This is a genomic window from Paramesorhizobium deserti, assembly GCF_001558695.1.
In the GTDB taxonomy this organism is placed as follows: Bacteria; Pseudomonadota; Alphaproteobacteria; order Rhizobiales; family Rhizobiaceae; genus Paramesorhizobium; species Paramesorhizobium deserti.
In genome coordinates, this window is sequence record NZ_LNTU01000039.1 from 233933 (window position 1) to 259227 (window position 25295).

Annotated in this window: 21 protein-coding genes and 1 pseudogene; 19 read left to right on the top strand and 3 right to left on the bottom strand. The window is 59.9% G+C overall.

Annotation, left to right across the window (positions count from 1 at the left end; all coding sequences use genetic code 11):
* Window positions 1-29 precede the first annotated feature (29 nt).
* The 8 genes from ATN84_RS23680 to ATN84_RS23715 all read left to right on the top strand — a co-directional run bounded on the left by ATN84_RS23680 (window position 30) and on the right by ATN84_RS23715 (window position 10585).
* Entirely contained in the window at window positions 30-953 is a 924-nt protein-coding gene (locus ATN84_RS23680; protein WP_244491196.1) for a D-ribose ABC transporter substrate-binding protein, read from the top strand.
* A gap of 161 nt (window positions 954-1114) precedes the next feature.
* Window positions 1115-1792: a DUF2291 family protein gene (locus tag ATN84_RS23685; protein ID WP_068884962.1), complete on the top strand. Its 678-nt coding sequence runs from the start codon at window positions 1115-1117 to the stop codon at window positions 1790-1792.
* Window positions 1789-3333, top strand: a complete 1545-nt coding sequence (locus ATN84_RS23690; RefSeq protein ID WP_068884963.1) for a sugar ABC transporter ATP-binding protein — start codon at window positions 1789-1791, stop codon at window positions 3331-3333. The genes ATN84_RS23685 and ATN84_RS23690 overlap by 4 nt, the downstream gene beginning before the upstream one ends.
* Window positions 3334-3632: 299 nt before the next feature.
* Window positions 3633-4697 (top strand): ABC transporter permease, encoded by a 1065-nt coding sequence (locus ATN84_RS23695; RefSeq protein ID WP_068884964.1) that lies wholly within the window; start codon window positions 3633-3635, stop codon window positions 4695-4697.
* 2 nt (window positions 4698-4699) lie between these two features.
* A complete protein-coding gene (locus tag ATN84_RS23700; RefSeq protein ID WP_068884965.1) occupies window positions 4700-5740 on the top strand; it encodes a Gfo/Idh/MocA family protein in 1041 nt (346 codons plus the stop codon).
* Window positions 5737-7650, top strand: a complete 1914-nt coding sequence (apnL, locus tag ATN84_RS23705) for a D-apionate lactonase (protein ID WP_068884966.1) — start codon at window positions 5737-5739, stop codon at window positions 7648-7650. The genes ATN84_RS23700 and apnL overlap by 4 nt, the downstream gene beginning before the upstream one ends.
* Window positions 7651-7757: 107 nt before the next feature.
* Complete coding sequence (locus ATN84_RS23710; protein ID WP_068884967.1) at window positions 7758-8480, top strand: transcriptional regulator NanR; 723 nt, start codon at window positions 7758-7760, stop codon at window positions 8478-8480.
* 113 nt (window positions 8481-8593) lie between these two features.
* Window positions 8594-10585: a PhoX family protein gene (locus ATN84_RS23715; protein WP_068884968.1), complete on the top strand. Its 1992-nt coding sequence runs from the start codon at window positions 8594-8596 to the stop codon at window positions 10583-10585.
* Between the two features lie 87 nt (window positions 10586-10672).
* Here ATN84_RS23715 and ATN84_RS23720 read toward each other — a convergent pair whose 3' ends face one another.
* Window positions 10673-11605, bottom strand: a complete 933-nt coding sequence (locus ATN84_RS23720; RefSeq protein ID WP_068884969.1) for a LysR family transcriptional regulator — start codon at window positions 11603-11605, stop codon at window positions 10673-10675.
* 100 nt (window positions 11606-11705) lie between these two features.
* Between ATN84_RS23720 and cuyA the strand changes: the two genes are divergently transcribed.
* The 11 genes from cuyA to ATN84_RS23775 all read left to right on the top strand — a co-directional run bounded on the left by cuyA (window position 11706) and on the right by ATN84_RS23775 (window position 24315).
* Window positions 11706-12728, top strand: coding sequence for a D-cysteate sulfo-lyase (gene cuyA / locus ATN84_RS23725; RefSeq protein WP_068885040.1), 1023 nt, complete (start codon window positions 11706-11708; stop codon window positions 12726-12728).
* A gap of 16 nt (window positions 12729-12744) precedes the next feature.
* Window positions 12745-13449 (top strand): cysteate racemase, encoded by a 705-nt coding sequence (cuyB, locus tag ATN84_RS23730; RefSeq protein WP_068884970.1) that lies wholly within the window; start codon window positions 12745-12747, stop codon window positions 13447-13449.
* A gap of 215 nt (window positions 13450-13664) precedes the next feature.
* The gene (locus tag ATN84_RS23735) at window positions 13665-14600 is read left to right on the top strand and encodes a polysaccharide deacetylase family protein (protein WP_068884971.1); all 936 of its coding nucleotides are present in this window, start codon (window positions 13665-13667) and stop codon (window positions 14598-14600) included.
* Window positions 14569-16137: an ABC transporter substrate-binding protein gene (locus tag ATN84_RS23740; protein WP_244491190.1), complete on the top strand. Its 1569-nt coding sequence runs from the start codon at window positions 14569-14571 to the stop codon at window positions 16135-16137. Before ATN84_RS23735 ends, ATN84_RS23740 begins: the two co-directional genes overlap by 32 nt.
* Before the next feature lie 17 nt (window positions 16138-16154).
* Window positions 16155-17075, top strand: coding sequence for an ABC transporter permease (locus tag ATN84_RS23745; protein ID WP_068884973.1), 921 nt, complete (start codon window positions 16155-16157; stop codon window positions 17073-17075).
* A gap of 10 nt (window positions 17076-17085) precedes the next feature.
* Window positions 17086-17949, top strand: a complete 864-nt coding sequence (locus ATN84_RS23750; protein WP_068884974.1) for an ABC transporter permease — start codon at window positions 17086-17088, stop codon at window positions 17947-17949.
* Window positions 17950-17959: 10 nt separating this feature from the next.
* A complete protein-coding gene (locus ATN84_RS23755) occupies window positions 17960-18742 on the top strand; it encodes an SDR family NAD(P)-dependent oxidoreductase (RefSeq protein ID WP_068884975.1) in 783 nt (260 codons plus the stop codon).
* 10 nt (window positions 18743-18752) lie between these two features.
* Complete coding sequence (locus tag ATN84_RS23760) at window positions 18753-19748, top strand: ABC transporter ATP-binding protein (RefSeq protein WP_068884976.1); 996 nt, start codon at window positions 18753-18755, stop codon at window positions 19746-19748.
* Complete coding sequence (locus tag ATN84_RS23765) at window positions 19745-20722, top strand: ABC transporter ATP-binding protein (protein ID WP_068884977.1); 978 nt, start codon at window positions 19745-19747, stop codon at window positions 20720-20722. The genes ATN84_RS23760 and ATN84_RS23765 overlap by 4 nt, the downstream gene beginning before the upstream one ends.
* A 9-nt stretch (window positions 20723-20731) precedes the next feature.
* Window positions 20732-23107: a penicillin acylase family protein gene (locus ATN84_RS23770; protein ID WP_068884978.1), complete on the top strand. Its 2376-nt coding sequence runs from the start codon at window positions 20732-20734 to the stop codon at window positions 23105-23107.
* Window positions 23104-24315 carry a M20 family metallopeptidase gene (locus tag ATN84_RS23775; RefSeq protein ID WP_082766460.1) on the top strand — a complete coding sequence of 404 codons (1212 nt, stop codon included), beginning with the start codon at window positions 23104-23106 and terminating at the stop codon, window positions 24313-24315. Before ATN84_RS23770 ends, ATN84_RS23775 begins: the two co-directional genes overlap by 4 nt.
* Here ATN84_RS23775 and ATN84_RS27920 read toward each other — a convergent pair.
* Both ATN84_RS27920 and ATN84_RS23780 read right to left on the bottom strand, forming a co-directional pair.
* Window positions 24314-24535: pseudogene (locus tag ATN84_RS27920) on the bottom strand (choline ABC transporter permease); the annotation flags it as partial. The gene ATN84_RS23775 and the pseudogene ATN84_RS27920 overlap by 2 nt on opposite strands.
* Before the next feature lie 325 nt (window positions 24536-24860).
* Window positions 24861-25214, bottom strand: a complete 354-nt coding sequence (locus ATN84_RS23780) for a DUF488 domain-containing protein (RefSeq protein ID WP_068884979.1) — start codon at window positions 25212-25214, stop codon at window positions 24861-24863.
* Window positions 25215-25295: the final 81 nt, after the last annotated feature.

Sequence of the window (25295 nt, forward strand, 5' to 3'; positions counted from 1 at the left end):
GGAGGAAAATCATGACTGTTTTCACGAAAATGCTGCTTGCAGGCATAACTGCGGTTACGCTTGGTCTGTCGCCGGTCACCGCCAGTGCGGCGGACCTGATCGCGATCATCACGCCGTCGCATGACAACCCGTTCTTCAAGGCCGAGGCCGAGGGGGCGAAAGCCAAGGCCGAGGCGCTCGGCTACGAGACCATCGTGCTGGTCCATGACGACGACGCCAACAAGCAGAACCAGCTGGTCGACACCGCGATCGCGCGCGGCGCCAAGGCGATCATCCTCGACAATGCGGGATCGGACGCTTCGGTCGCCGCCGTGCAGAAGGCCAAGGACGCGAAAATCCCGTCCTTCCTGATCGACCGGGAGATCAACGCCACCGGCATCGCCGTCGCGCAGATCGTCTCCAACAATTATCAGGGCGCGACGCTGGGTGCGGAAAAATTCGTCGAACTGATGGGCGAGGAAGGCAATTATGTCGAACTCGTCGGCCGCGAGGCGGATATCAATGCCGGCATCCGCTCCAAGGGCTATCACGATGTCATCGACCAATATCCTGATATGAAGATGGTATCGCGCCAATCCGCCAACTGGAGCCAGACGGAAGCCTTCGCCAAGATGGAATCGATCCTGCAGGCCAATCCCGATATCAAGGGCGTGATCTCCGGCAACGACACCATGGCCATGGGTGCCTGGGCCGCGCTGACGGCGGCGAAGCGCACCGACGTCATCGTCGTCGGCTTCGACGGCAGCAACGACGTGCGCGACTCCATCCTCCAGGGCGGCATCAAGGCGACCGTGCTTCAGCCGGCCTATCGCCAGGCGGAACTCGCCGTCGAGCAGGCCGACAAGTACCTCAAGACCGGCTCCACCGGCGAGGACGAGAAGCAGTTGATGGATTGCGTCCTCATCACCCCGGAGAACGCCGGCAAGCTCGAGACCTTCGCGCTGACGGATTGATCCGAACTATCGGGTCTGTGTGTGAATGCCCCTCATCCGCCTGCCGGCACGTTTTCCCCGCACGCGGGGAGAAGGAAGAGGTGGCAACGTTCATGCCCCCCCTCTCCCCGTCCTTCACGGGGAGAGGGAGAGGGTGAGGGGCGAAGTCGGGGAACTTGCGAATGAACGCATCCATGAAAATACTCGTCGCTGTCTCGATGACCGCCATCCTGCTGGCGACGGGCGGCTGCAAGATCAAGAAGAACGAGCCGCCGGCCAAGAAGGCGGACAACGGCGTCGAGATCTTCTTCGACAATGCCGGCTTCAACGCCGATGAATTCATCGCCGGCATCTATCAGGAAAAGATCGCACCCTATTTCCGCGACAATGCGCATGATTTCAACGAGGTCCGGACGGCGATCGCGACGGACCCGCAGGCCGCAGGCAGGAAGTACGGCCACAGCGAGAATCCGGTTCAGACGCCGTGGAGCTTCCCCGTTCGCATCGAAGGCACGATCATTGACGCCAACACCAAGTCGCGCGCCGCGTTCGTCTCGGTCGACACCGATGGCGATAGCAAAGCCGATGCGAAGGTCCAGGTTGGTCCGGTCTTCAAGGGCACCAGCTTGCGCGATGTTCTGCCCTTCATCCCGTTCAGCGCCTTCAAGAACCAGATCGAATACGCCAATGTCGGCCGGTCGCTGAACAAATATGTCTACGACAACAATCTCTCGAAGCTGCCGCGCGACGATCTCGTCGGCAAGCAGATCTTGGCAGCCGGCGCCTTCACCCTGCCGCCCAAGGGACAGGAAATCGTCGTTACCCCCGTTGAGGTCACATTGAGCGGAGGCGCACAATGAGCGAGCCCGCGCATGATACCGTCCTCAGCGTCCGCAAGGTGACCAAGGTCTATCCCGGCACGATCGCGCTGAAAGCGGTCGATTTCGACGTGCGCAAGGGCGCCGTCAACGTGCTGGTTGGTGAAAACGGAGCGGGGAAATCGACGCTGATGAAAATCATCGCCGGCGTCGAAAGCCCAAGCGAAGGCGAAATCCTGCTCGATGGCGAGCCTGTTCGTCTTGCCAGCACGAAAGACGCGATCCGCCACGGCATCGGCATTGTCTTCCAGGAGCTGAACCTCTTTCCCAACATGACGGTGGCGGAGAACATCTTCATCACCCGCGAGCGCTGCCGGCTCGGCTTCGATATCGACACGGCCACGATGCGCGAGGAAACGCGAAAGCTGATGCGGCGGCTGGAACACGACATTCCGCCCGACGCTCTCGTCGGGAATCTGCGTATCGGACAGCAGCAGATCGTCGAGATCGCCAAGACGCTGTCGCAGGACGCGCGTATCCTGATCATGGACGAGCCCACTTCGGCGCTCAGCGCGGCGGAAGTGGAAATCCTGTTCCGCGTCATCAACGAGCTTAAAGCCCAGGGCGTCGCCATCGTCTATATCTCGCACCGGCTGGAGGAACTGGTACGGATCGGCGATTACATTACCGTGCTGCGCGACGGCAACATCACCGGTTCTCGCTCGATGAAGGATGTCGACGTTCCGTGGATCGTCCGCAGCATGATCGGCGCGGCCTCGAAAGATTATGCCAAGGCCGGCGACCATGTGACCGGCGGTGAGATCTTCCGCGCCGAGGATATCACGCTCGCCCGCCAGGGCGGCGGCTACACGGTCGATCATGTTTCCCTGGCGCTGAACGCGGGGGAGATCGTCGGCATTTACGGGCTGATGGGCGCGGGGCGCACCGAACTCTTTGACTGCATCATGGGCCGCTATCGGGGTGCCGGCGGCAAGGTGTTCATCGCCGGCAATGAACTGGCCAAGGCCGACGTGGCGGCGAGGATCGCCGGCGGGCTGGCGCTGATCCCCGAGGACCGTAAGGCCGAGGGGCTGGTGCAGATCATGTCGATCAGCGACAACATGACCCTCGCAAGCCTTCGGAATTATGTGCGCGGCATCCATATCGACCGCGCCAAGGAGCGCTCGGCGGTCCAGCGCTTCGTCCGCGACCTCGCCATCAAGATCGCCAGCCCGGATCACGAGGTGGCGTCACTTTCGGGCGGCAACCAGCAGAAGGTGGTGATCGGCAAGGCGCTGATGACCGGGCCGAAAGTGTTGCTGATGGACGAGCCAAGCCGCGGCATCGATGTCGGGGCCAAAGCGGAGGTCTTCCGTACCATGCGCAAGCTCGCGGCCGACGGGCTGGGCATCCTGTTCGTTACCTCAGACCTCGAGGAGGTGATGGCGCTGTCGGACCGTATCATCGTCATGTCCAAGGGCCGGGTTACCGGCGAATTCGACCGCGCTGAGGCCACCGAAGAGGCCGTCGTCGCCGCTTCCAGCATCGGCCATGAGGTACATTCCGAAGGGGTTCACGCTTAAATGGAAACGGCGGGTTTTCATATTTCCATGAAGCGGCCACGGCACCGTCGAGGCATGGATCCCAGTGACAAGCACTGGGATGACGGCGGTTTGGTTGTTGGCCAACCATCTCCAACCTTCTCGCCTGCAGGGCGTTTTTCGGTAGGGCAAAGCTACCTCCACCCCGTCATCCCAGTGCTTGTCACTGGGATCCATGCCTCACCCTTTCAGTCGCGACCAGGGTTCGGAATGACATTCTCCAAGCGGCTTCATCAAAACAGGAATCGCTTGCCTCGCCCTATAACCACGGAGCTTCACCCATGAGCGCCACGCTAGCCAGACCGGCCACCGCCCCGAATTCCGCGTCGGTTCTGATGATGCTCCTGCATCTGCGCACCTTCATCGCGCTCTTCGCCGTCATCATCTTCTTTTCCTTCGCCGCGCCGAATTTCCTCTCCACCGCCAATCTCGTCATCATGTCGAAGCATGTGGCGCTGAATGCGTTCCTCGCCATCGGCATGACCTTCGTCATCATCACCGGGGGGATCGACCTTTCCGTCGGCTCGATCGTCGGCCTCTCCGGTATGGTCGCGGGCGGGCTGATCCTCAACGGGCTTGACCTCGGCATCGGCTATACCGTCTACTTCAATGTGATTGAAATCATTGCAATCACATTGCTGCTCGGTGTTGCCATCGGTGCAATCAACGGCCTGCTCATCACCCGGCTCAATGTCGCGCCGTTCATCGCGACGCTCGGTGTTCTCTATGTCGCCCGCGGCCTGGCGCTGCTTTCGTCCGGCGGACGCACCTTCCCCAACCTGGTGGGCAATCCGGAACTCGGCACGACAGGCTTTCCGATCCTCGGCTCAGGCACATTGCTCGGCATGCCGATCTCGATCTGGCTCCTGATCGTGGTGGGCTTCTGCGCGGCTTATCTCGCCCAACGCACGCCGCTCGGCCGCCAGATATACGCCGTAGGGGGCAATGAGCGGGCGGCGGCTCTCTCGGGCGTCCGCGTCAACCGGGTCAAGATGTTCGTCTATATGTTCTCCGGCTTCTGCGCGGCGATCGTCGGGCTGATCATCTCTTCGGAACTGGTCGCCGCCCATCCGGCGACCGGCGAGACATTCGAATTGAACGCCATCGCCGCTGCCGTACTCGGCGGTACGTCCATGTCCGGCGGACGCGGCAGGATCGGCGGGACGATCGTCGGCGCCTTCGTCATCGGCATTCTCTCCGACGGTCTCGTGATGATGGGCGTCAGTTCCTTCTGGCAGATCGTCATCAAGGGGCTTGTCATCATCGCCGCCGTCGTGGTCGACCAGTTCCAGCGCCGCATGCAGCAGCGCATCGCTCTGCAACAGCAGGCGGCCATGGGAGGATGACGATGGTAGGCAAGACATTGAAAGGCGGATTGATAGGTTGCGGCTTCTTCGCTCACAATCACCTTCATGCTTGGGCGGCGGTGGAAGGCGTCGAGATCGTCGCGCTCTGCGACCGGGACGAAAAGCGCCTTCGCGAGGCGGCCGAGAAGTTCGGCATCACCAGGCTCTATGCCGATGCGGCCGAGATGCTGGCGAAGGAGGAACTCGATTTCGTCGATATCGCCACCACCGTCGCCACCCATCGCCCGCTGGTCGAACTGGCGGCAAAGGCCAATGTGGCCGTCATCTGCCAGAAGCCCTTCGCGGAGACGCTCGCGGATGCGCGCGCCATGGTGGATGCGTGCAAGACGGCGGGCGTACCGCTCATGGTGCATGAGAACTTCCGCTGGCAGGCGCCGATCCGGGCCGTGCGGGAGGTCATCAATGCCGGTACGCTGGGCGATATCTTCTGGGGCCGGGTCTCGTTCCGCTCGGCTTACGACGTCTTCTCCGGCCAGCCCTATCTGGCGACCGAGGAGCGCTTCATCATCCAGGATCTCGGCATCCATATCCTCGACATCGCCCGTTTCCTGTTCGGCGATGTCGCGCATCTGAGCGCGACGACGAGACGCGTTAACCCTGCCATTCGCGGCGAGGATGTCGCCACCATTCTGATGAGCCATGAGAGCGGCGCGACCAGCATCTGCGATTGCAGCTATGCGACGCATCTGCCGGAGGAGCTTTTCCCGCAGACGCTTGTCGAGATCGACGGAGCGAAGGGAACACTGCGTCTCAACGCCAACTACCAGATGACCATTCATGCCGACGGCCGCACGGAAACGCGGGATGTCTCACCGAAGCTTTTGAGCTGGGCGAGCCGACCCTGGCACAACATACAGGAAAGCGTGTTCAACATAGAGCAGCACTGGGCCGATTGCCTGACCGGCGGGCGCGAGCCGGAAACATCCGGCGCCGATAATTTCAAGACCATGGCGCTGGTTTTCGCGGCCTATGAATCAGCGGTCAACAGCCAGAAAGCAATCGATGTGAGGCGAATGGCATGACGTCCAATCGCCCGAGCGAAGCATATGCCCTTTACGGCACGGAGGAACCGCCGCAGCGGTTCAGCACGCTTCGCGCCGGCGACCTCACCGCTGAACTGGTGGACGGCAACCTCCGCTATATCCGCTTTCGCGGCCATGAGGTGCTGCGCGCCATCGCATATGTGGTGCGCGACGAGAACTGGGGCACCTATACGCCCGAGATCACTGGACTTAACATCGAAGAGGAACCGGGCCGTTTCACAGTGCACTATCAGGCGCGTTGCGGTGTTCTCACCTATGAGGCGGTTATCTCAGGGCATTCCAACGGACATCTCGTTTTCAACGCCGTTGCCACGCCGGACAAGGATTTCACCACAAACCGTTGCGGCTTCTGCGTTTTGCATCCAATCGTCGGCGTCGCCGGCAAGCCGGCGATGGTCGAGCACAGTGATGGGTCCCGGCAAGAAACAGTCTTTCCCGATCTGATCGAGTCCTGGCAGCCCTTCAAGGATATCCGCGCCCTGACGCATGACGTGACGCAAGGCATTACGGCCACCTGCACTTTTGCGGGCGACGTGTTCGAGATGGAGGACCAGCGCAACTGGTCGGACGCGTCCTACAAAACCTATGTCCGACCGCTGGCCCTGCCCTGGCCTTACGTCATGCCGGCGGGCCAGCCGAATCGGCAGGCGGTGGATTTGCGCATCACGGTGGGGAACGGTGTCGAGGCCGCGCCTTCTCGCGACGGGCCGGTTACGATCGAGATCAGCAAGGTGGATGGCGCACGAAAACATCCCGAAATCGGGCTATTGGTGGATCCAGATGAATTTGCCGCCACGGCTGCAAAGATTGATATGTTGCAAGCCCTCGCGCCGCAGTTCTTGCTTCTGCATTTCGACCCGACGGCAGGACATGGTGAGAAAGAACTACAGGCATTCGCCAAATTGCAACGGGAAAGCCAGGTTCCGGCCACGCTCGAATATGTCGTCGCCTGCGATGGCGATCTGATCGAAGAATTCTCAAAACTTGCAGCGATGGTGCGCGACACAAATCTAGACCTCGCCGCACTTGCCGTCTGCCCCTCGGTCGACCGGCAGTCGACGCCGCCGGGAAGCGAATGGCCGCCCTGCCCTCCGCTTGGCGAGATCTACAATGCCGCGCGCCGTGCTTTCCCGGATATGCCGCTCGGCGGTGGCATGTTCAGCTATTTCACGGAATTGAACCGCAAGCGCCCGCCCGTGGAGATTCTCGATTTCGTCACCCACGGCACCAACCCGATCGTCCATGCCGCCGACGATATCAGCGTCATGGAGACGCTGGAGGCGCTGCCGGATATCTTCCGTTCCGCGCGCGCCATCATCGGTGACGGCAAGACCTATCGCCTCGGCCTCTGCTCCATCCCGATGCGGCAGAACCCCTATGGCACCCACACGATGGGCAATCCGGACGGGCGGCGCATCACCATGGCGCGGAGAGACCCGCGGCAGCGGGGCCTGTTCGCCGCCGCCTGGATGCTGGGCTACGCCGCGCGCGTTGCCTGTCACGATATCGCCTCCGTCGTTCCCGCCGCGCTGACCGGCCCGCTCGGCATTCTCGGGCAATCCGGCCCGCTCCCGATCCACGCGGTCATCCGCGAATTGTGCAGGCTGTCGGGTAAATCCGTTGCATCATGCCGTTCATCCGATGAGACGCGCGCGCTGGCGCTGGCTGCCGATGAAGGCGATGGCAGTCGCACCCTCTTCCTCGCCAATCTCACGCGGGCTGCGCAGCAGGTGGAAACCCGCGACAGCCTCGGCTTCACGCCGGTCGCGGCATCGGTGCTCCATGCCGGAAATTTCGGCGCGACATTCGACAATACGGAGGAGGATTGCACCGAAGGTCGCCTTTTGCTGCCGCCCTATGCGGTCGCGCGCATGCGGCTTCGCCGGTGAAAGAGGTGCGGATTGGGCTATAAGCCGCGCCGGCCAGTGGTTATATGATTGGTTGAACCATATGGATTGATTCCCAACGGATTCTCTTTTTGGAGGCCGTCGATCGAATGACACAGCATGACGAACGCATAGTCCGGCGCAAGCTCTCCGACGAGGTCTTCGATCGCCTGCGCGACCTGATCGCCAGCGGCGAGTTCGGCCCGGGCAATTTGATGCCCTCCGAGCGGGACCTGATGGAGCGGTTCGGCGTCGGGCGCCCCGCCATCCGCGAGGCAATGCAAGCGCTCCACAATATGGGGCTGATCGTGGTGTCGCATGGCGAGCGGGCCCGCGTCAGCGAACTCAACGCCCGTACCATGTTCAAGCAGATCGACGTGGTGGCGCGGACGCTGATGTCGACCACGCCGGAAACGCTCGATCATCTGAAGGATACGCGCCGTTTCTATGAGCGCGGGCTGGTCCGGCTTGCCGCGGAACGGGCGAGCGACGCCGATATCGACGAACTGGAGGAAATCCTCAAGCGTCAGGAAAGCCATTTCGGCGATCCGCGCCTCTTCATCGCCGACGACATCGCCTTTCATCGCAAGATCGCCGCCATGTCCGGCAATCCGATGCTGGAGGCCCTGAGCGAATCCATGCTCAACTGGCTCTTCGAATATCATACCGAGATGCTGATCTGGACGGGCAAGGAAGGGATAACATTGCGTGAGCACCGCGCCATTCTCGGCTGCATTCGCCAGCGCGATGCGGACGCCGCGGAGAAAGCCATGATCGTCCATATAGACCGCTCGGGAACGCTTTACTCCTATCCTCCGCAGGGCAAACGGTGACAGGCGATGGGAGTGGAAAACGGCCCCAGGCTTCATCTGCGTGTTACACGCGGCTTCTACAGTTTGAAAACGCTCTAAAATGCGGGAGCAGTTTTCAAACTGAGGAAAGCCAGATGAACGAACACCTTTCACAGCAAGCCCTTTTCAGGACAAGCCAGTTGGAAGAAGCCGACGGCGCGCCGCGCAACCCGACCGACAATCCGACCATGGGAGAGATCATCAGCGCCCGCTTTTCGCGCCGCGGCTTTCTTCAGGGCTCGCTTGCGGTTTCCGCCATCGCAGCGACGGTGAGCCCGCTGGCGCTCCTCACCGCCGAAAACGCCAAGGCCGATAGCGGCTCCGCCTTTTCGTTCAAGGAAGTGGAAGCCGGCGTCGACGCCAAGCACCATGTCGCGGAAGGCTATGACGCCGATGTGCTCTTGCGCTGGGGCGATCCGCTCTTCGCCGATGCGCCTCAGTTCGATCCGTTGAAGCAGACGGCCGAGGCGCAAGCCAGGCAGTTCGGCTATAACAACGACTATGTCGGCTATATCCCGCTCGACGGCTCGGCTACCCACGGCCTGCTCGTAGTCAACCACGAGTACACCAATCCTCATCTGATGTTCCCCGGCCTCGTCACTATTGCCGACGGCAAGGTCGTGCAGAAGCCGCTCAGCAAGGAGCAGGTCGATGTCGAGATGGCTGCCCATGGCGGCACGATCGTCGAGATCGAGAAGGTCGACGGCAAGTGGAAACCTGTCCTCGACAGCCGCTATAACCGCCGCATCACCTCCAATACCGAGATGCAGCTTTCCGGTCCTGCCGCCGGAAGCGACCGGCTCAAGACCACAGCCGATCCGGCGGGCACCAAGGTTTTCGGCACCGTCAACAATTGCGCCGGCGGCGTGACGCCGTGGCACACCTATATCATGGCGGAAGAGAACATTCACGGCTATTTCAGCGGCGAGTTGCCGGAAGGCCATCCCGAAGCTGCCAATTACAAGCGCATGGGCATTCCCGAAGGCTCTTACGAATGGGCGAATTTCTACGACCGCTTCGACGTCTCCAAGGAGCCGAACGAACCCAACCGCTTCGGCTGGGTGGTCGAGGTCGATGCGCTCGATCCCAATTCCGTGCCGAAGAAGCGCACGGCGCTTGGCCGCGTCAAGCATGAAGGCGCGGAGTCGATCGTCAACAAGGATGGCCGTGTCGTCTTCTATATGGGCGACGACGAGCGCTTCGACTATGTCTATAAGTTCGTCACGGCGGGCAAGTTCAACCCGGACGATCGCGCCGCCAATATGAACCTGCTCGACGAGGGTACGCTCTATGTCGCCAAGTTCTCCGAGGACGGCACGGTCGAATGGCTGCCGCTCGTCTTCGGCGAGGGCCCGCTGACCGCCGAGAACGGCTTCCAGAGCCAGGCCGACGTGCTGATCGAGACCCGCCGCTCCGCCGATTTGCTCGGCGCGACCAAGATGGATCGTCCCGAGGATGTGGAGCCGAATGGCGTCACCGGCAAGGTCTATGTCATGCTGACCAACAACACCAAGCGCACCGACGAACAGGTGGATGCCGCCAACCCGCGCGCCAAGAACGCTTTCGGCCACATCATCGAGATCACGGAAGCAGACGGCGACTTCGCCGCCACTAAGGGCACCTGGGAAGTGCTCTTGAAATGCGGCGATCCCTCGATCGCCGATGTCGGCGCCACCTTCTCGACCGAGACGACCAAGAACGGCTGGTTCGGCATGCCGGACAATTGCGCGGTGGACTCGGCCGGACGCCTCTGGGTGTCTACCGACGGCAACAGCAACAAGGCGACCGGGCGCACCGACGGGCTCTGGGCCGTCGACACGCAGGGCGAAGCCCGCGCCACCTCGAAGCTCTTCTTCCGCGTGCCGGTGGGTGCCGAGATGTGCGGCCCGCTCTTTGCGCGGGATGACGAGACGGCCTTTGTCGCCGTGCAGCATCCCGCCGATGGCGGCGAGGACTGGGAAGGCCATGGCCGCCCGTCCTATTACGAGGACCTCTCGACCCGCTGGCCCGATTTCCGCGACGACATGCCGACGCGCCCGTCGGTCGTCGCCATCACCAAGCAGGGCGGCGGCAAGATCGCGATGTAAACTGCTTCAATGCTTCTACGCTCCCGCCCCATGGCGGGAGCGTAGTCCTATATGACGATACGGCTCCCACATTCGCGTTCGCGTAGCCTACTGCACTTCGCTATTGATTTGATCCCGGGCGGGCAGGAGCGCAATTTGCGACCAGACCCATTGCTCCAACGCTTCGGAAGTACCGACAAGCCGTACTGCGGTCACCTCGAGCCCGCAGCCCGGCAATCGATCGGACAAATCTACCAGCGTTCCATCCGCAATCCGTCTCCGCACCAATGAGAGCGGTAACCAAGCAACGACGATCCCTGTCATCGCCATTTCCAGAGCAGCCAGGGTCAGTGCGGTTTCAGCCTTTGGCTGGAGTTGGAACTCTTGTCTGAGGTGGGACAAAACCAATCTTTCCATGACCCAACCGAGAAATACTTCCGTTGGATAAGCGACATACGGCAACTCGTTCAGCATGAGATGACGGTTCAGCCAGTCAACCTGACGTGCGGCAATGGTCGGAATTAGTCGATCAGTGCCGATTGTCACGGTTTCGACGAAATCCGGACGGACAGGATGATCGGTACCCGGCAGGCGATAGAGGATGGCAATGGCTACCTGTCGTGAGAGAAGAAGCGCCAAGCATTCATCGAGATTTGCAGAGCGGATTTTCACAAACGTATCCGGTTGATACGCCTGAGCTTTCTCTATGAGCGAGGGGGTCAGGGTGGCTGTGAGCGCATGCTGACTGGCCAAGACGATGCGATTTGCGGAGGTTTGCGCGCCCCTTTTCAGATCGACAATCAGTTGCCGCAACAGGCTGATCAATTGCGCAATCTGTTCACGCTGATTCTCGGTGGTGGGGCGCAGGTGCACCGGCTTGCACCGACGGTCAAAGAGTTCAACGCCGACATAGTCTTCGATCTGCTGAATGCGTCGCGAGAATGCAGATTGTGTAAGACGACGCCGCTCTGCGGCCTCGCTGAACGAGCCGGTCTCCGCCACAGCGAGGATGTCTTCGAGCCACTCTAGTCGCATGCTCATCTATGTTGCATATTTTGCATAATATCTCAATTATTTCGAATTTGAGTCGGAGCAAATGATATGGGAAAGTCTAAAAACGCAACTTTTGAGGCACTTTCTTATGCACCTAGCTCGGTTTCCCCGCATTTTTCTGGCCCATCTGCCGACGCCGCTGGAACGATTGGAGCGTCTGTCGCGCGAACTGGGCGGCCCGGATATCTGGATCAAACGTGACGATTGCACCGGGCTCTCCACGGGAGGGAACAAGACGCGCAAACTGGAGTTCCTGATGGCCGAGGCCGTGGCTCAGGGGGCAGACACGATCATCACGCAGGGAGCAACGCAGTCGAACCACACGCGCCAGACGGCGGCCTTCGCGGCAAAGCTGGGAATCGCCTGCTACATCCTGCTGGAGGATCGCACCGGATCCAATGATCCAAACTACAACAGCAACGGCAACGTATTATTGGATCACCTGCACGGGGCAACGACTGAGAAACGACCTGGCGGCAGCGATATGCAGGCCGAGATGGAAATGGTCGCAGACAGGCTCCGAGCCACAGGCCGCAATGTCTATATCATTCCGGGTGGGGGATCGAATCCCACCGGTGCTCTTGGCTACGCGAACTGTGCTTACGAATTGGTTGGGCAGGCGAACGACCGGGGTCTGATTATCGATCACCTTGTTACGGCAACCGGCAGTGCGGGAACTCAGGCCGGGTTGATTACAGGCCTTAAGGCGATCAATGCGCAGATTCCACTGTCAGGTATGGGCGTTCGTGCACCGAAGGACAAGCAGGAGGAGAGCGTCTTCAACCTCGCCGAACGCACCGCGGAGAAGCTCGGTTGCCCGGGGGTTGTCAAGCGGGATGATGTTGTTGCTGACTGCAGTTACGTTGGGGCTGGATATGGCGTGCCGGGCCCGGACACACTTGAGGCCATCGCGATATTTGCGAAGCTCGAGGGTATTCTGCTTGACCCGGTGTATTCTGGCAAGGCGGCGGCGGGCCTGATCGATTATTGCCGCAAGGGACGATTCAAGGCGGGAGAACAGGTAGTCTTTCTCCATACCGGCGGCTCGGCGGCTCTCTTCGGCTACGATGCCGTCATTTCCAAAGCACTTGCCACGGCAACGGTCGGCTGAGAGAGATGTGTGAACGATGGTTCTTCGTCGCGTAGGCATTCTGGGAGGCATGGGACCGGAGGCAACCGTGCTGCTCATGCAAAAGGTGCTTGCCGCAGTTCCGGCGCGTGACGACGCCGATCATATCCCGCTGATCGTGGATCAGAACCCGCAGGTTCCGTCCAGATTGCAGCGTTTAATCGATGGAACCGGCGATGACCCCGGCCCGGTCCTGGCTGGTATGGCGCGCCGCTTGCAGGCGGCCGGGGCAGAAGCGCTGGCAATGCCCTGCAACACTGCGCATCATTATGCTCCGGCTATCCGCGCCGCCTCGACCGTACCGTTGATTGATATGGTAGAGCTTTCGGCCGTTCGGGCACGGAAACTGGCTGACAGGGGTGGAAAGATCGGCATCCTTGCCTCACCCGCCGTGCGTCTCATCAAATTGTTCGAACCCGCGCTCGCGGAAGCGGGACTGCACCCTGTCTACGTTGATGACGATGCTGCGCTGGTGTCGATCATCCGTCACATAAAGGCCGTCGGACCAAGCGACGAAGCCAGGGCCGGACTGACTGAAGCTTCGGAAAAGCTGCTGGCCCAGGGTGCGATAGCGCAGATAATCGGCTGCACGGAGTTTTCACTCATCGCGGAGGCCGTGGCACCGGGTGCCCGCGCTTTCGATACCCTCGATTGCCTTGTCGAAGCAATCGTCGAATTCTCTGTGTCGAATGGAGAACCATGAATCCGATGGTGGAAAGCGGACTTTCGCCATGATGAAAGGTGGACAGCGATTTTCGGCAGATGTTCTCGTCGGAATCTCAGGGGGTCCTTGTTATCGGCCTCGAGAGCCTACTGCTGTTGATCATGACACAGGTGCTTGCCGCATTCGTTATGTTTTGAAGGTATTGAAACAGGTTCGCGGGGAATGCGGGCCTTCTGATTATTGGGAGAGCCACCATGGGCGTTACATCGACACAGCCTGACCAGCCTTGGATCTGGAGCGAGGAGATCTGGCGCCAAAAGGTAAACAAGGTCAGAGCCGGACGTACCCTGAAACCGGCACGTTGGAAAAACGACGCAAGGATGGCGGTTGCCATTTCCTTTGACTCGGATCACGAGACCCTCGAATTGAAGAATGGGGGAAACTCGATTGGCCGTCTTAGCCAAGGTCAGTACGGCGCCCGCTCTGGCATTCCGCGCATCCTGCGACTTCTGGAAAAATTTTCCGTGCCGGCGTCTTTCTTCATGCCGGCCGTCTCAGCGATGATAAATCCGGAAGAATTGAAGGCCATCATTTCTGCTGGCCACGAGATCGGCATCCATAGCTGGATCCACGAGTTCAATTCCGGCCTCGACGAAGAAACCGAACGTGAACTGGCGCTGCGAGCATCCGATGTGCTCGAGAAGCTATCCGGCATCCGCCCGGTCGGGATGCGCACCGCGTCGTGGGACTTCAGCCCATACACGCTAAAAATCGCCCGCGAAATGGGACTGCTATATGATTCCTCCCTGATGGCGGATGAGGAGCCGTATGAGCTTCTGGAGGACTGCGAGCCGACTGGCATTGTCGAAATCCCGGTCGAGTGGATCAGGGACGACGCGCCTTATTTCGCGATGGACCGGATGGCCGCTGCGCGGCCTTACGGCGCCCCGTCAATGGTCTGCGATATTTTCGCCCGGGAACTGGAGATTGCATGGGAGGAAGGAGGGCTATTCCAACTCACCATGCATCCCCATCATATCGGCCACCGCTCGCGAATCTTCATTCTTGAGGAAATCATCCGGCTTGCCCAGTCGAAGGGGGATGTCTGGTTCTGCACACATGCCGATTTGGCGCGCTACTGCGCCCAGGAATGCGGCCTTGTTGCCGCCGCACAACCCACCGGCACATGAGGTCAATGAAGTTCGACAACCAATAAAAAAAGAGGGTGAAGACATGAGAACAAGACTTGCATCAATCGCCGCCGTCGTAATTACGCTGATGACATCAGCCGCGTTCGCACAGCCAAAGAATACGCTGACGATCGATCTGCCCAACGATGCGGCTACACTCGACCCGCATCTGCAGTGGAACACCGACAGCTACACCGTCTACCGCAACATCTTCGATAACCTTCTCACTCGTGACGTTTCCGGCAAGATCATTCCCCAGATCGCGACCGAATGGGACTACGAGAACGACACCACCATCACGTTCAGGATCCGCGACGACGTCACATTCCAGGATGGTTCAAAACTGACTGCGGAAGATGTTGCCTTTTCGATCAACCGCATCATTGATCCTACCCTGAAAAGCCCGCAGCTTTCTCAGTTCGATCAGATAGATACGGCCGAAGCTGTTGATCCGACGACGGTGAAAGTGACGACGAAGTCCGCCTATCCCGCACTGCTCGCCCAGTTGGTGAAGCTGTCTATCGTTCCCAAGGCATATGTCGAGAAGGTCGGTGATCAGGAGTTCAATCTCAAGCCCATGGGCAGCGGTCCCTACAAGCTTGCCGAGTGGAAGAAAGGTGTCGAGACAAGTCTTGAGGCCTACGACAACTACTGGCGCGGCCGGCCACCTTTTGAAAATGTTGTATTCCGCGCGGTACCGGATGTTTCCACGCGCATTGCCGACTTGAAGACCGGCAAGGCGGATCTAGTCCGCGACTTGCCACCGGATCAGGCATCCAGCATCGAGAACGATCCCAACACCCAGCTTCTGTCCGTCCCGACCGAACGTGTGGGCTATCTCTACCTCAATGCCGAAGCCGGCCCAACCAAGGATATACGCGTCCGCCAGGCCATCGCCTATGCGATCGACAAACAGGGGCTCGTCGATGCCCTGCTCGAAGGCCACGGTGCTCCGGTTAATATCGTCGGCGCAAAGCCGATCTTCGGTTTCACAGAGGAAGTGAAAGGCTACCCATATGATCCTGAAAAGGCTGCAGAACTGATCAAGGAAGCTGGTGCGGAAGGAGCAGCGGTAGAGTTCCTGACCTCGCCGTCCTACAGCCGTGCTCTCGTTGAGGCTATCCAGCAGATGCTGAACGAAGTCGGCCTCAATGTTGAGATCTCATCGAGCGATCAGGCTACCTTTTTGAAGCGCCGACAGGGCGATGCCGAGAATGCCGGCAGCCTTGCCTTCGGTGCATGGTCTTGTGCCTGCCAGGATGCGGACGGGATCATATATCCGCTGTTCCGTAGTGGCAGCATCTGGGCCAAGTACAAAAACAAGAAGTATGATGTCCTGGTCGACGAGGCACGTTCTATTCTCGACGACGAAAAGCGCAAGCAACTCTATGCGCAGGCCTATGAGATCCTCCGCGAAGATGTCCCCGGTCTCGGACTGTATCAGGTGTACGCGCTTTATGGCGCAGCCAAGAACTTGAAGTGGGAGCCGTCCGCCAACGAGGCCATGTTCGTCATGGATATGAGCTGGCAACAATAAAGTCAGGGAGGGCGATCATGTTGAATTACGCCGCCCAACGTCTGATACAGGCATTCGTCGCGATGTTCGGTGTACTCACGATCGTCTTCATTGTCATGCATCTCTCGGGGGATCCGACCTTGCTTTTGGTTCCCCAGGATGCATCGGCAGAGATGATTGCCGAATTGCGCCACCAACTCGGCTTCGATCGGCCGGTCTGGGTGCAGTATCTGGATTATCTGTATGGGCTGCTCCACCTGGATTTTGGCGTCTCGGTGGTCCAGCGCGTGCCAGCTCTCGACATCGTCGCATCGCGGCTGCCCTATACAATCCAGCTCGCCGCTGGAGCGCTTGTGGTTGCAATCGGTTTCGGCATTCCCGCCGGCATCGTCATGGCGACAATGCGTGGTAGTGTGATCGAACGCATCCTGACGGCCATCGTCGTGACAGGCCAGAGCGTGCCGACCTTTCTCTCAGGCATTCTACTCATTTTCATCTTCGGTGTGACACTGCGCTGGCTGCCAACGTCCGGCTCCGGAGAATTTTCCGCACTGATCATGCCTTCAATCGCCCTTGGTGCTCTTTCCATGTCGACCTTCGCACGCATGACCCGCATCTCGATCATCGACGAACTTGGCAAGGATTATGTCCGAGCCGGACGCGCTCGCGGCCTGTCCCTGGGATCGGTCGTGGTGCGCCACGTGCTGCGCAACGCCGCGATCCCGGTCATTACCATCGCGGCGCTCGAAATCGGCAACCTGCTCGCCGGTGCTGTCATCATCGAAACCGTGTTCGCCTGGCCGGGTATAGGACAGCTTGCGATCCAGTCCATTCAGTCGCGCGACTTCATGATCGTTCAGGTCATCGTGCTTTTGATTTCGTTCGTCTACGTACTGACCAGCGTGCTGGCCGACTTTGTCTACGCGCTCGTCGACCCCCGAATACGTCTGGTTCGTTGAGGAGACTGCCGTGCACACAGCCCTCCCCGCTCTGGGCGTCCGCCTTCGCCGGGTTCCCCTTTCGGTCGCCTTCGTATCGATCATCTTCCTGATGGTCGTGCTTCTGGCGATCTTCGCACCCTGGATCGCACCCGCCGATCCGAATAAGCAGACCCTGCTTGCGCGTCTCAAGCCACCGGGCTTCGAACTGCGCGGTGTCACCTATTGGCTTGGCACCGATGATCTCGGACGTGATCTCCTGTCCCGCACCATTCACGGTGCAGGCGTGTCGCTCTCGGTTGCGGTTCTGTCCGTCGTCGTCTCGACACTGGTTGGCGTGACGCTCGGCATGGTCGCCGGCTGGTTTCGCGGCAAGATCGAGATCATTGTCATGCGCCTCGTCGACATCATGATGTCGATTCCCGCCATCCTTCTGGCAGTGCTTACTGTCGCCGTCCTCGGTCCGGGCTTCCTGAACCTGGTGTTGGTGCTCGGTCTCACGCGCTGGCCGCGTTACACCCGTGTTGCCTATGCGCAGACGCTGCAGATCTCGAACCTTCCGTTCATCAAGGCATCGGAACTCGCTGGAGCAGGTGCTGCGCGCATCCTCTTCCATCATGTTTTGCCGAATATTGCCGGTCCGATCCTGATCGTTGCGACCGCGGAATTTGGCCTCATGATCCTGATGGAGGCGGGGCTTTCCTTCCTGGGGCTCGGAATTCAGCCGCCAGCGGCCAGCTGGGGTTCCATCATGAGCGTCGGCCGCCAATATCTCGAGCGGGCATGGTGGATCGTCGCTTTTCCCGGAACCTGTCTTTTCCTGCTCGTCTTTTCCGTCAACGTGCTTGGCGACTGGTTGCGGGACCAGTTTGACCCTCGTTCCCGTTCGCGCTGAGGTTTTCAAAATGGAATTCGAAAACAAGACCATCATCATCACTGGTGCAGCCGGGATCTTCGGCTGCTGGATCGCCGCCTATTTCGCCAGGGAAGGCGCGAGACTCTGCCTGAGCGACATCCGCATGGACGGGCTGGAAAAGGCGGTAGCGGAACTCGGCCTTGACCGTTCGAAAGTCCTGCTGCACGCCACCGAGCTGACAAGAGACACCTCAATGCTGGAATTGGTCGATCTCATACGCCGCGAATGGAAGGCGCCAGACATCCTTGTCAATAACGCTGGCATCTATACCCGCTTCAGCCTGCTCGAGATGGAGTTTTCCGACTGGGATCGCGTCTTCGGCGTCAATCTTCGCGCGCCCTTCGTGCTGTCGCGCGAAATGGCCAAACTGATGATTGCGGAAGGAAAAAAGGGCTCCATCATCAACATCTCGTCGGGCGCGGCGCGCAAGATGAACCAGAATTCCGTGCCATATTGCACATCGAAGACAGCCATCGAGCGGCTGTCCAAAGGATTCGCTATGGAGCTTGCCGAATACGGCATCCGCGTCAACGTCGTCGAACCGGGCTTCGCACCGGGCAGCGAAGTGAGCGAGCTTTCCGATGAATACGTCGCCAACATGCTGAAGAACATTCCGCTCGGACGCTCCAGCGGTCCGGAGGATGCGCCGGGCGCAATCGCTTATCTGTGTTCGGAGAAGGCCGCCTTCATCACCGGTGCGGTTCTTTCCGTCGACGGCGGCAATTCGATCGGCAACTACAAGCGTCCCCCGCGGGCGGCCGATGCCGGCTGAGGAGAACGGAATGGACGTTGCCGCAAATCCGCTGCTTTCCGTCGACCGGCTTACCATCGATATCGCCGGCGCACATGTCGTTGATGAGGTGTCCTTCACCGTGGCGCCAGGCAAAGTGATAGCGCTCGTGGGCGAGTCCGGCTGCGGCAAATCGTTAACCTCCTATGCCATGCTCGGCCTGCTGCCACCTGCCGCGCGCCGTACCGAAGGTCGGATCATGCTGGAAAACGTCGATCTGGCGGTCATATCCGAGCGTCGGTTTCGCAAAGTGCGTGGTAAGGATATCTCGATTATCTTTCAGGAGCCGAGTGCCTCACTTGATCCGCTGACGACAGTGGGTGAGCAGATCGCCGAAGCCTACCGTGTCCATCACGGCGTCTCGAAAACCGAGGCTTTTGAAAAGGCGCGGCAGATGCTGGTTGATGTCGGCATCCCCGATCCCGGCCGGCGGATGTATCAATATCCCTTCGAGCTGTCGGGTGGCATGTGCCAACGCATCATGATCTCGATCGCACTGATCTGCGGCCCTCGCGTGCTCATCGCCGACGAACCGACGACCGCGCTCGATGTGACGATCCAGGCGCAGATCCTTGATCTGATGAAAAAGCTGGTCGCCGAACGTGGCACGGCGATCGTGCTGATCACCCATGACATGGGCGTAGTCGCCGACATTGCTGACGACGTAGCGGTCATGTATGCCGGCCGGATCGCCGAGATCGCGCCGGTGCATGCGCTCTTCCGCGAGCCGAAACATCCTTACACGGCGCTGCTTCTGGCCAGCGTGCCGAAACTCGATGACGCACCGAAGGCGGACCTTGCGACGATCGAGGGAATGGTGCCGAACCCAAGCGAATTCGGCGTCGGCTGTCGTTTTGCCGATCGCTGTCCGCTCGCCACCGACAAATGTCGCTTGGAACAACCGTCGCTGGTCGATTGCGGCAACGGGCACCGTTCCGCCTGCTGGCATATCGACCGCTTGGCCGAAATCCGCAAGGTGGCGACATGAACGGGACGAAGAACGTTCTCGAAATCCGCGACGTCGCGGTACATTTCGGTGGCCGCAGTGGTCTTCTTTCCGGCACCGGTCCGGTGGTGAAAGCGGTCAATGGTGTCGATCTCCGTATCGGCCATGCCGAGACTGTGGCACTGGTCGGCGAATCCGGCTGCGGCAAGTCCACGCTATCCAATACGATCGTCGGCCTGCAAGCGCCGGCTTCCGGCAGCGTCAGGATCAACGGAGAGGAAGTCGTCGGAGCTGGCAAGAAGAAGCTTAATGATATCCGCCGCAAGGTGCAGATGATCTTCCAGGATCCGGCTTTGTCGCTTGATCCACGTTCGACGGTGGGTGCGACGATTGCCGAACCGATGATCGTCCGCGGCGTTGCAAGCGGCAAGGAACTGAAAGCACGGGTCGCGACGCTCCTGCAGCAAGTGGGCTTGAGGGCGGAACATGCGGATCGTTATCCACACCAGTTTTCCGGCGGCCAGCGCCAGCGCATTGTCATCGCCCGCGCGCTCGCGCTCGAGCCCGATCTCGTCATTTGCGACGAGCCAGTCTCGGCGCTTGACGTCTCGGTCAGGGCACAGATCCTGAATCTGCTTGTGGCGCTGCAGAAGCGCACCGGCGTCTCCTATCTCTTCGTCTCGCATGACCTTGGTGTGGTTCGTCATATTTGCGACCGCGTCGTGGTCATGTATCTCGGCCGCTTCGTGGAGATGGCGGACCGGGATACATTTTTCGCCAATCCGAAGCACCCCTATACCAAGGCGCTGATGTCGGCGGTGCCGGAAGCTGATCCCGTCGTACAGCGATCGAAGGAACGGCTTATCCTCAGCGGCGAACTGCCGAGCCCGGCAAATATCCCCTCCGGTTGCGCCTTCCACACGCGCTGCCCATTGGCTACCGAGATCTGCTCCAGAGAACGCCCGGAACTGACGCCGCGTGCCGACGGCGCACGCGTCGCCTGCCATCATGCTTGAGAAATTGCCATGACCGATACCCCGACGACTGAAACTCTCCAGCTGGCTGGCCTTGAGGCCGGGGCGGAAATCCGTATTGACTGCTGGGGCATCCCGCATATCAAGGCGGCGAGCGAAAAGGACTTGTTCTTCGTGCAGGGCTTCAACGCCGCTCGCGACCGGCTGTGGCAGCTCGACCTTTGGCGCAAGCGCGGCCTCGGGCTTCTGGCGGCAGACTTCGGTCCGGGTTACCTGGCGCAGGATCATGCAGCCCGCCACTTCCTCTACCGCGGCGACATGGCGCCGGAATGGACAGCTTACGCACCTGATACTGAGGCGATCTGCACCGCCTTCGCCGCCGGAATCAATGCCTATATCGCCCTTTGCGAGGCCGAACCCTCCCGCCTGCCGCCGGAATTTGCGATGTTCGGCACCAAGCCGGCCCGCTGGCAGCCATCCGATGTAGTGCGTATCCGCAGCCACGCGCTGACCCGCAACGGCCTGTCGGAAATTCTGCGCGCCAACATCATGGCGCTAGCCGATGCCGAGACCGACCTGCTGCGTTGCGAGATTGATCCACCGACGGAGATACACCCGGCCGAAGGCATTGCCCTCGCCGACATCCCGCTTGAGGCGACCTGCCTCTTCAAGCTCGCGACGGCACCAGTGACGTTCGACAAGGCCCGGCTTGACGCCACCCTCGACGACGTCTGGAAATGGACCGAGGTCACCGATCTGGGCGACATCATCCTGCGCGTAACGGAGGAAGGCTCAAACAACTGGGCTGTGCATGGTTCACGCACCGAGACCGGTCGGCCCATCCTGGCAAGCGATCCTCATCGGGCACACGCAGTGCCGTCGCTGCGTTATCTCGTGCATCTCCAAGCGCCCGGACTCAATGCCATCGGCACCGGTGAACCGACCGCGCCCGGTATTTCGCTCGGCCACAATGAGAAAGTCGCCTTCGGGCTCACAATCTTCGGTGCCGACCAGGAAGACGTTTATGTCTACGAGACAAGAGACGGTGATCCGGATTGCTATCGTTATGGCGACGGCTGGGAGAAGATCAGCCGCATCGAAGAGCGGTTCGTGGTCAGGGGCTTTGCCGACCAGACTTTGACACTCTCCTTCACGCGCCACGGGCCAATTCTGCACGAGAACCCGAAGAAGAAGCAGATCATTGCCATGCGTTCCGTCTGGCTCTCGTCGGGTTCTGCCGCCTATCTGGGCAGCTTGTCCTATATGCGCAGCACGTCGGTGAAGGCTTTCTGCGACACGCTTTCCCACTGGGGTACGCCTTCGGTCAACCATGTCAGCGCCGATGTCGATGGCAATATCGGCTGGTTTACTGCCGGCTTCACGCCGGTGCGGCGCAATTGGGAAGGCCTTTTGCCAGTCCCTGGCCATGGCAGTCATGAATGGGAGGGCTTCCTGCCTGCCGACCAGTTGCCCCGTAAATACAATCCGGCCGAAGGTTTCGTCGCCTCCGCCAACGAGATGAACCTGCCCGCCGATAGAGATCCGAAAGCCCCGTCGATCGGTCATGAATGGGCCGAGATCAGTCGTGCCAAGCGAATCAGGTCCGTGCTTGCCGCCGATCCGAAACATACGCTGAAGGGCTCAATGGCGTTGCAGACGGATACCTATTCGCGGCCCGCCTCGGTGATCTGCGATGTGCTGGAAAAGGTGGCCGTTCGTCATCCTCTTGACGAAACACAAAAGCTGACGCTCGTCCTTTTCAATGGCTGGGACTACCAGCTAGGGGTGGGAAGTGCTCCGGCAGCGCTCTTCGAGGTCTGGTGGACGAAACATCTGCGGCCGGCGCTGCTCGCGAAATTCGCGCCAAACCCGTCTGTACGCCAACTGCTTCTGCCGGGCGATGTCGACCGCATGCTGTCCTTGCTGTCCGAACCCGGCTCAAATTGGAAGGAAGCCGAGCGGGACAGCATGCTGCTCACAACGCTTTCCGCCGGCTTTGCCGATTGCGAAAAGCGGTTCGGTACTAATCCAGCGGCTTGGCGATGGGGCAGCCTTCACAAGGCGCTCTTCGAGCACGCGACGAGCCGCATCAACACCAAAGGGATGGCCGAGTGGGATGTCGGACCGCTGCCGCTCGGCGGCAGCCGCTCGACACCTATGCACGCCGGCTACCGGATCAGCGATTTCGGCGTCAGCGCCGGCGCTTCGGTGCGGCTCGTAATGGATGTCGGTGACTGGGACAACAGCGTTTGTATCAACGCTCCCGGACAATCGGGCGATCCACGCTCGCCGCATTACCGGGATCTCGCTGGGCCATGGTCCAGGGGCGAATTCGTGCCGCTGGCTTATAGCCGCGAGAAGGTGAATGCCTCGACTGCCGTGTTGATCGAACTTCTGCCGGCATCCGGGGACGAGTCAAGATCATGAAACTCCCAATCCAGATGGACGAATTCGATCTTAATTCACTTCTCGATGAACTGCGGCTCTGGGTCGAGATGGAAACACCGAGCTGCGACGCGGCTGCGGTCAATCGCCTGGGGAACCGTGTTGAGATGCTGGCCGCGCAGGCAGGCTTCGCAGTGGAGCGGAAGCCCGGCACAATGGGCTTTGGCGACATTCTTGCCATTCGTTCGTCTTTTCCGGATGTTGCCGATGCTGACAGGATATTGATCCTGGCCCACATCGACACCGTTCACGCAACGGGGACGCTCGCTGAAAAGCTCCCGTTGCGTCAGGAGGGGGACAGGCTTTACGGCCCCGGAATCTACGACATGAAATCCGGTGTGCTGATGGCCCTGGAGGCAATGAAACTGGCAACGTGGGCTGGGTGCAACTGTGCCGTTGACTTGCTGATTGTGCCTGACGAAGAGGTCGGATCGAAGAGCTCACGGCCTGTCATTGAGGAATACGCGAAGAAGGCGGCCTATGCGCTGGTAGTCGAACCCGCCCGCGACGGAGGCAAGATCGTCACAGCGCGAAAGGGCGTCGGTATATGCGACATCATTGTCCGTGGTCGTGCCGCCCATGCGGGGGTACGCCCGGCTGACGGCCGCTCTGCCATACGCGCCGCAGCTCGGTTGGTGCTGGCACTCGATGCATTGAACGATCCTGTTCGGGGTGTCACAGTGACAGTCGGAACGATTGAGGGTGGAACAGGACGCAATACCGTGCCGGCGGAATGCCGGCTGCAGATCGATCTGCGCCTTCCCGATATCGCAACGGCTGAGGAAGTATTTGCGAACATCAATGCAATGGCTCCGGAAGATCCGGATATCACCTTCGAGATAAAGTCGTATCTGACTCGACCACCATTCATTCAAAGCGCGCAAAGCCGTGCCCTTTTCGCTGACGCGGCAAAGATTGCACATATGCTAGGGATCCCACTTAACGGCATGACAACCGGTGGCGGGTCAGACGGCAATTTCACCGCGGCACTCGGCGTCCCAACACTCGACGGACTTGGAGCAGATGGCGGCGGTGCGCACACATTTGACGAACATATCCTTGTCAGCAGTATTGCACCGAGAACCGCACTGCTTGCGAACCTGATCGTGATGTTGGATCGGCAATCTCCCGCGCCGCTTCACGTAGCGCCGGGTCCACATTGGAGATCGCCGTATAGGTGTTTCGGATAATTGGAAGCTGCGAATAGAGCAACACCGCGATCACAGCCGGCACGTAGCCAATGCCGTGACCGATAAGCGACAGGATTGGGATCGTGATACCGAACAATGCAACCGAGGGAATTGTGATCATCATCGAGGCGGCGTAAAGTATCACAGCCGCGGCGCGTCGATTCTGACTAATGGCTATTCCAATCGGCACGCCAGTGATCAGCGCCAGCCCGACAGCCACGCCAACGATAGCAATATGCAACCCTGTCGCCGGATAATCACAACATTGATCGACTATCGCTTTTTTAAATTGTTATTTGACAACAAAGAATTTCTGAATGAAAAAGACGAAAAATATGGAATATAAACTTAAATTGCCAAATTTATACATATATAATTCTTTGTGTATAGGCAATTGATCTTTTTGTGATTTATATCCAGAGTCCGCACAGCACATGCCGGCGCGTGAACAACCAGAGAAAACAACTGCCAACTGCCGATACCCCGGGGTCCCGGTCGTCACCGATGCCTGGACCTTGGTGGCGACCGACGCCTGAAATCGCCGTTCAGGTTTGATCCTTCTCCAGAAACGCCTTCAGCACCACGGCCTGGTTGTGCTGCTCGTCCTTGGCTCCATAGAGAAGTGTTACGCAGCCTGCGCCGCCGCGCTCACGCAAAGTATCCAGGTCGTTGCGACGCTCTTCCAACTCGATTTCGTAGCGGCGGCGGAATTCTGCCCACTTCTCCGGGTCGTGTCCGAACCATTTGCGCAAAGAAGATGTCGGGGCGATTTCCTTCAGCCACAGATCGATCGCGGCATCCGCTTTCTTGAGGCCTCGCGGCCACAAACGGTCGACGAGCACGCGCAGACCATCGCCTTCCGCCGGGGGCTCATAGACACGCTTGAGACGGAGCTTCATGGAAACCTCATTGGCTCGCACCCACACGGGACAGCGGTGCCATTGGAGCGCTGTTCACTGTCGACGCAAATGAAGCGCCTC

Excerpts from the sequence above, each read along its gene's own strand:
- ATN84_RS23680 (WP_244491196.1), top strand. The coding sequence starts at position 30 with ATGCTGCTTGCAGGCATAACTGCGGTTACGCTTGGTCTGTCGCCGGTC.
- ATN84_RS23685 (WP_068884962.1), top strand. The coding sequence starts at position 1,115 with ATGAACGCATCCATGAAAATACTCGTCGCTGTCTCGATGACCGCCATC.
- ATN84_RS23690 (WP_068884963.1), top strand. The coding sequence starts at position 1,789 with ATGAGCGAGCCCGCGCATGATACCGTCCTCAGCGTCCGCAAGGTGACC.
- ATN84_RS23695 (WP_068884964.1), top strand. The coding sequence starts at position 3,633 with ATGAGCGCCACGCTAGCCAGACCGGCCACCGCCCCGAATTCCGCGTCG.
- ATN84_RS23700 (WP_068884965.1), top strand. The coding sequence starts at position 4,700 with ATGGTAGGCAAGACATTGAAAGGCGGATTGATAGGTTGCGGCTTCTTC.
- apnL (WP_068884966.1), top strand. The coding sequence starts at position 5,737 with ATGACGTCCAATCGCCCGAGCGAAGCATATGCCCTTTACGGCACGGAG.
- ATN84_RS23710 (WP_068884967.1), top strand. The coding sequence starts at position 7,758 with ATGACACAGCATGACGAACGCATAGTCCGGCGCAAGCTCTCCGACGAG.
- ATN84_RS23715 (WP_068884968.1), top strand. The coding sequence starts at position 8,594 with ATGAACGAACACCTTTCACAGCAAGCCCTTTTCAGGACAAGCCAGTTG.
- ATN84_RS23720 (WP_068884969.1), bottom strand. The coding sequence starts at position 11,605 with ATGAGCATGCGACTAGAGTGGCTCGAAGACATCCTCGCTGTGGCGGAG.
- cuyA (WP_068885040.1), top strand. The coding sequence starts at position 11,706 with ATGCACCTAGCTCGGTTTCCCCGCATTTTTCTGGCCCATCTGCCGACG.
- cuyB (WP_068884970.1), top strand. The coding sequence starts at position 12,745 with ATGGTTCTTCGTCGCGTAGGCATTCTGGGAGGCATGGGACCGGAGGCA.
- ATN84_RS23735 (WP_068884971.1), top strand. The coding sequence starts at position 13,665 with ATGGGCGTTACATCGACACAGCCTGACCAGCCTTGGATCTGGAGCGAG.
- ATN84_RS23745 (WP_068884973.1), top strand. The coding sequence starts at position 16,155 with ATGTTGAATTACGCCGCCCAACGTCTGATACAGGCATTCGTCGCGATG.
- ATN84_RS23755 (WP_068884975.1), top strand. The coding sequence starts at position 17,960 with ATGGAATTCGAAAACAAGACCATCATCATCACTGGTGCAGCCGGGATC.
- ATN84_RS23760 (WP_068884976.1), top strand. The coding sequence starts at position 18,753 with ATGGACGTTGCCGCAAATCCGCTGCTTTCCGTCGACCGGCTTACCATC.
- ATN84_RS23765 (WP_068884977.1), top strand. The coding sequence starts at position 19,745 with ATGAACGGGACGAAGAACGTTCTCGAAATCCGCGACGTCGCGGTACAT.
- ATN84_RS23770 (WP_068884978.1), top strand. The coding sequence starts at position 20,732 with ATGACCGATACCCCGACGACTGAAACTCTCCAGCTGGCTGGCCTTGAG.
- ATN84_RS23775 (WP_082766460.1), top strand. The coding sequence starts at position 23,104 with ATGAAACTCCCAATCCAGATGGACGAATTCGATCTTAATTCACTTCTC.
- ATN84_RS23780 (WP_068884979.1), bottom strand. The coding sequence starts at position 25,214 with ATGAAGCTCCGTCTCAAGCGTGTCTATGAGCCCCCGGCGGAAGGCGAT.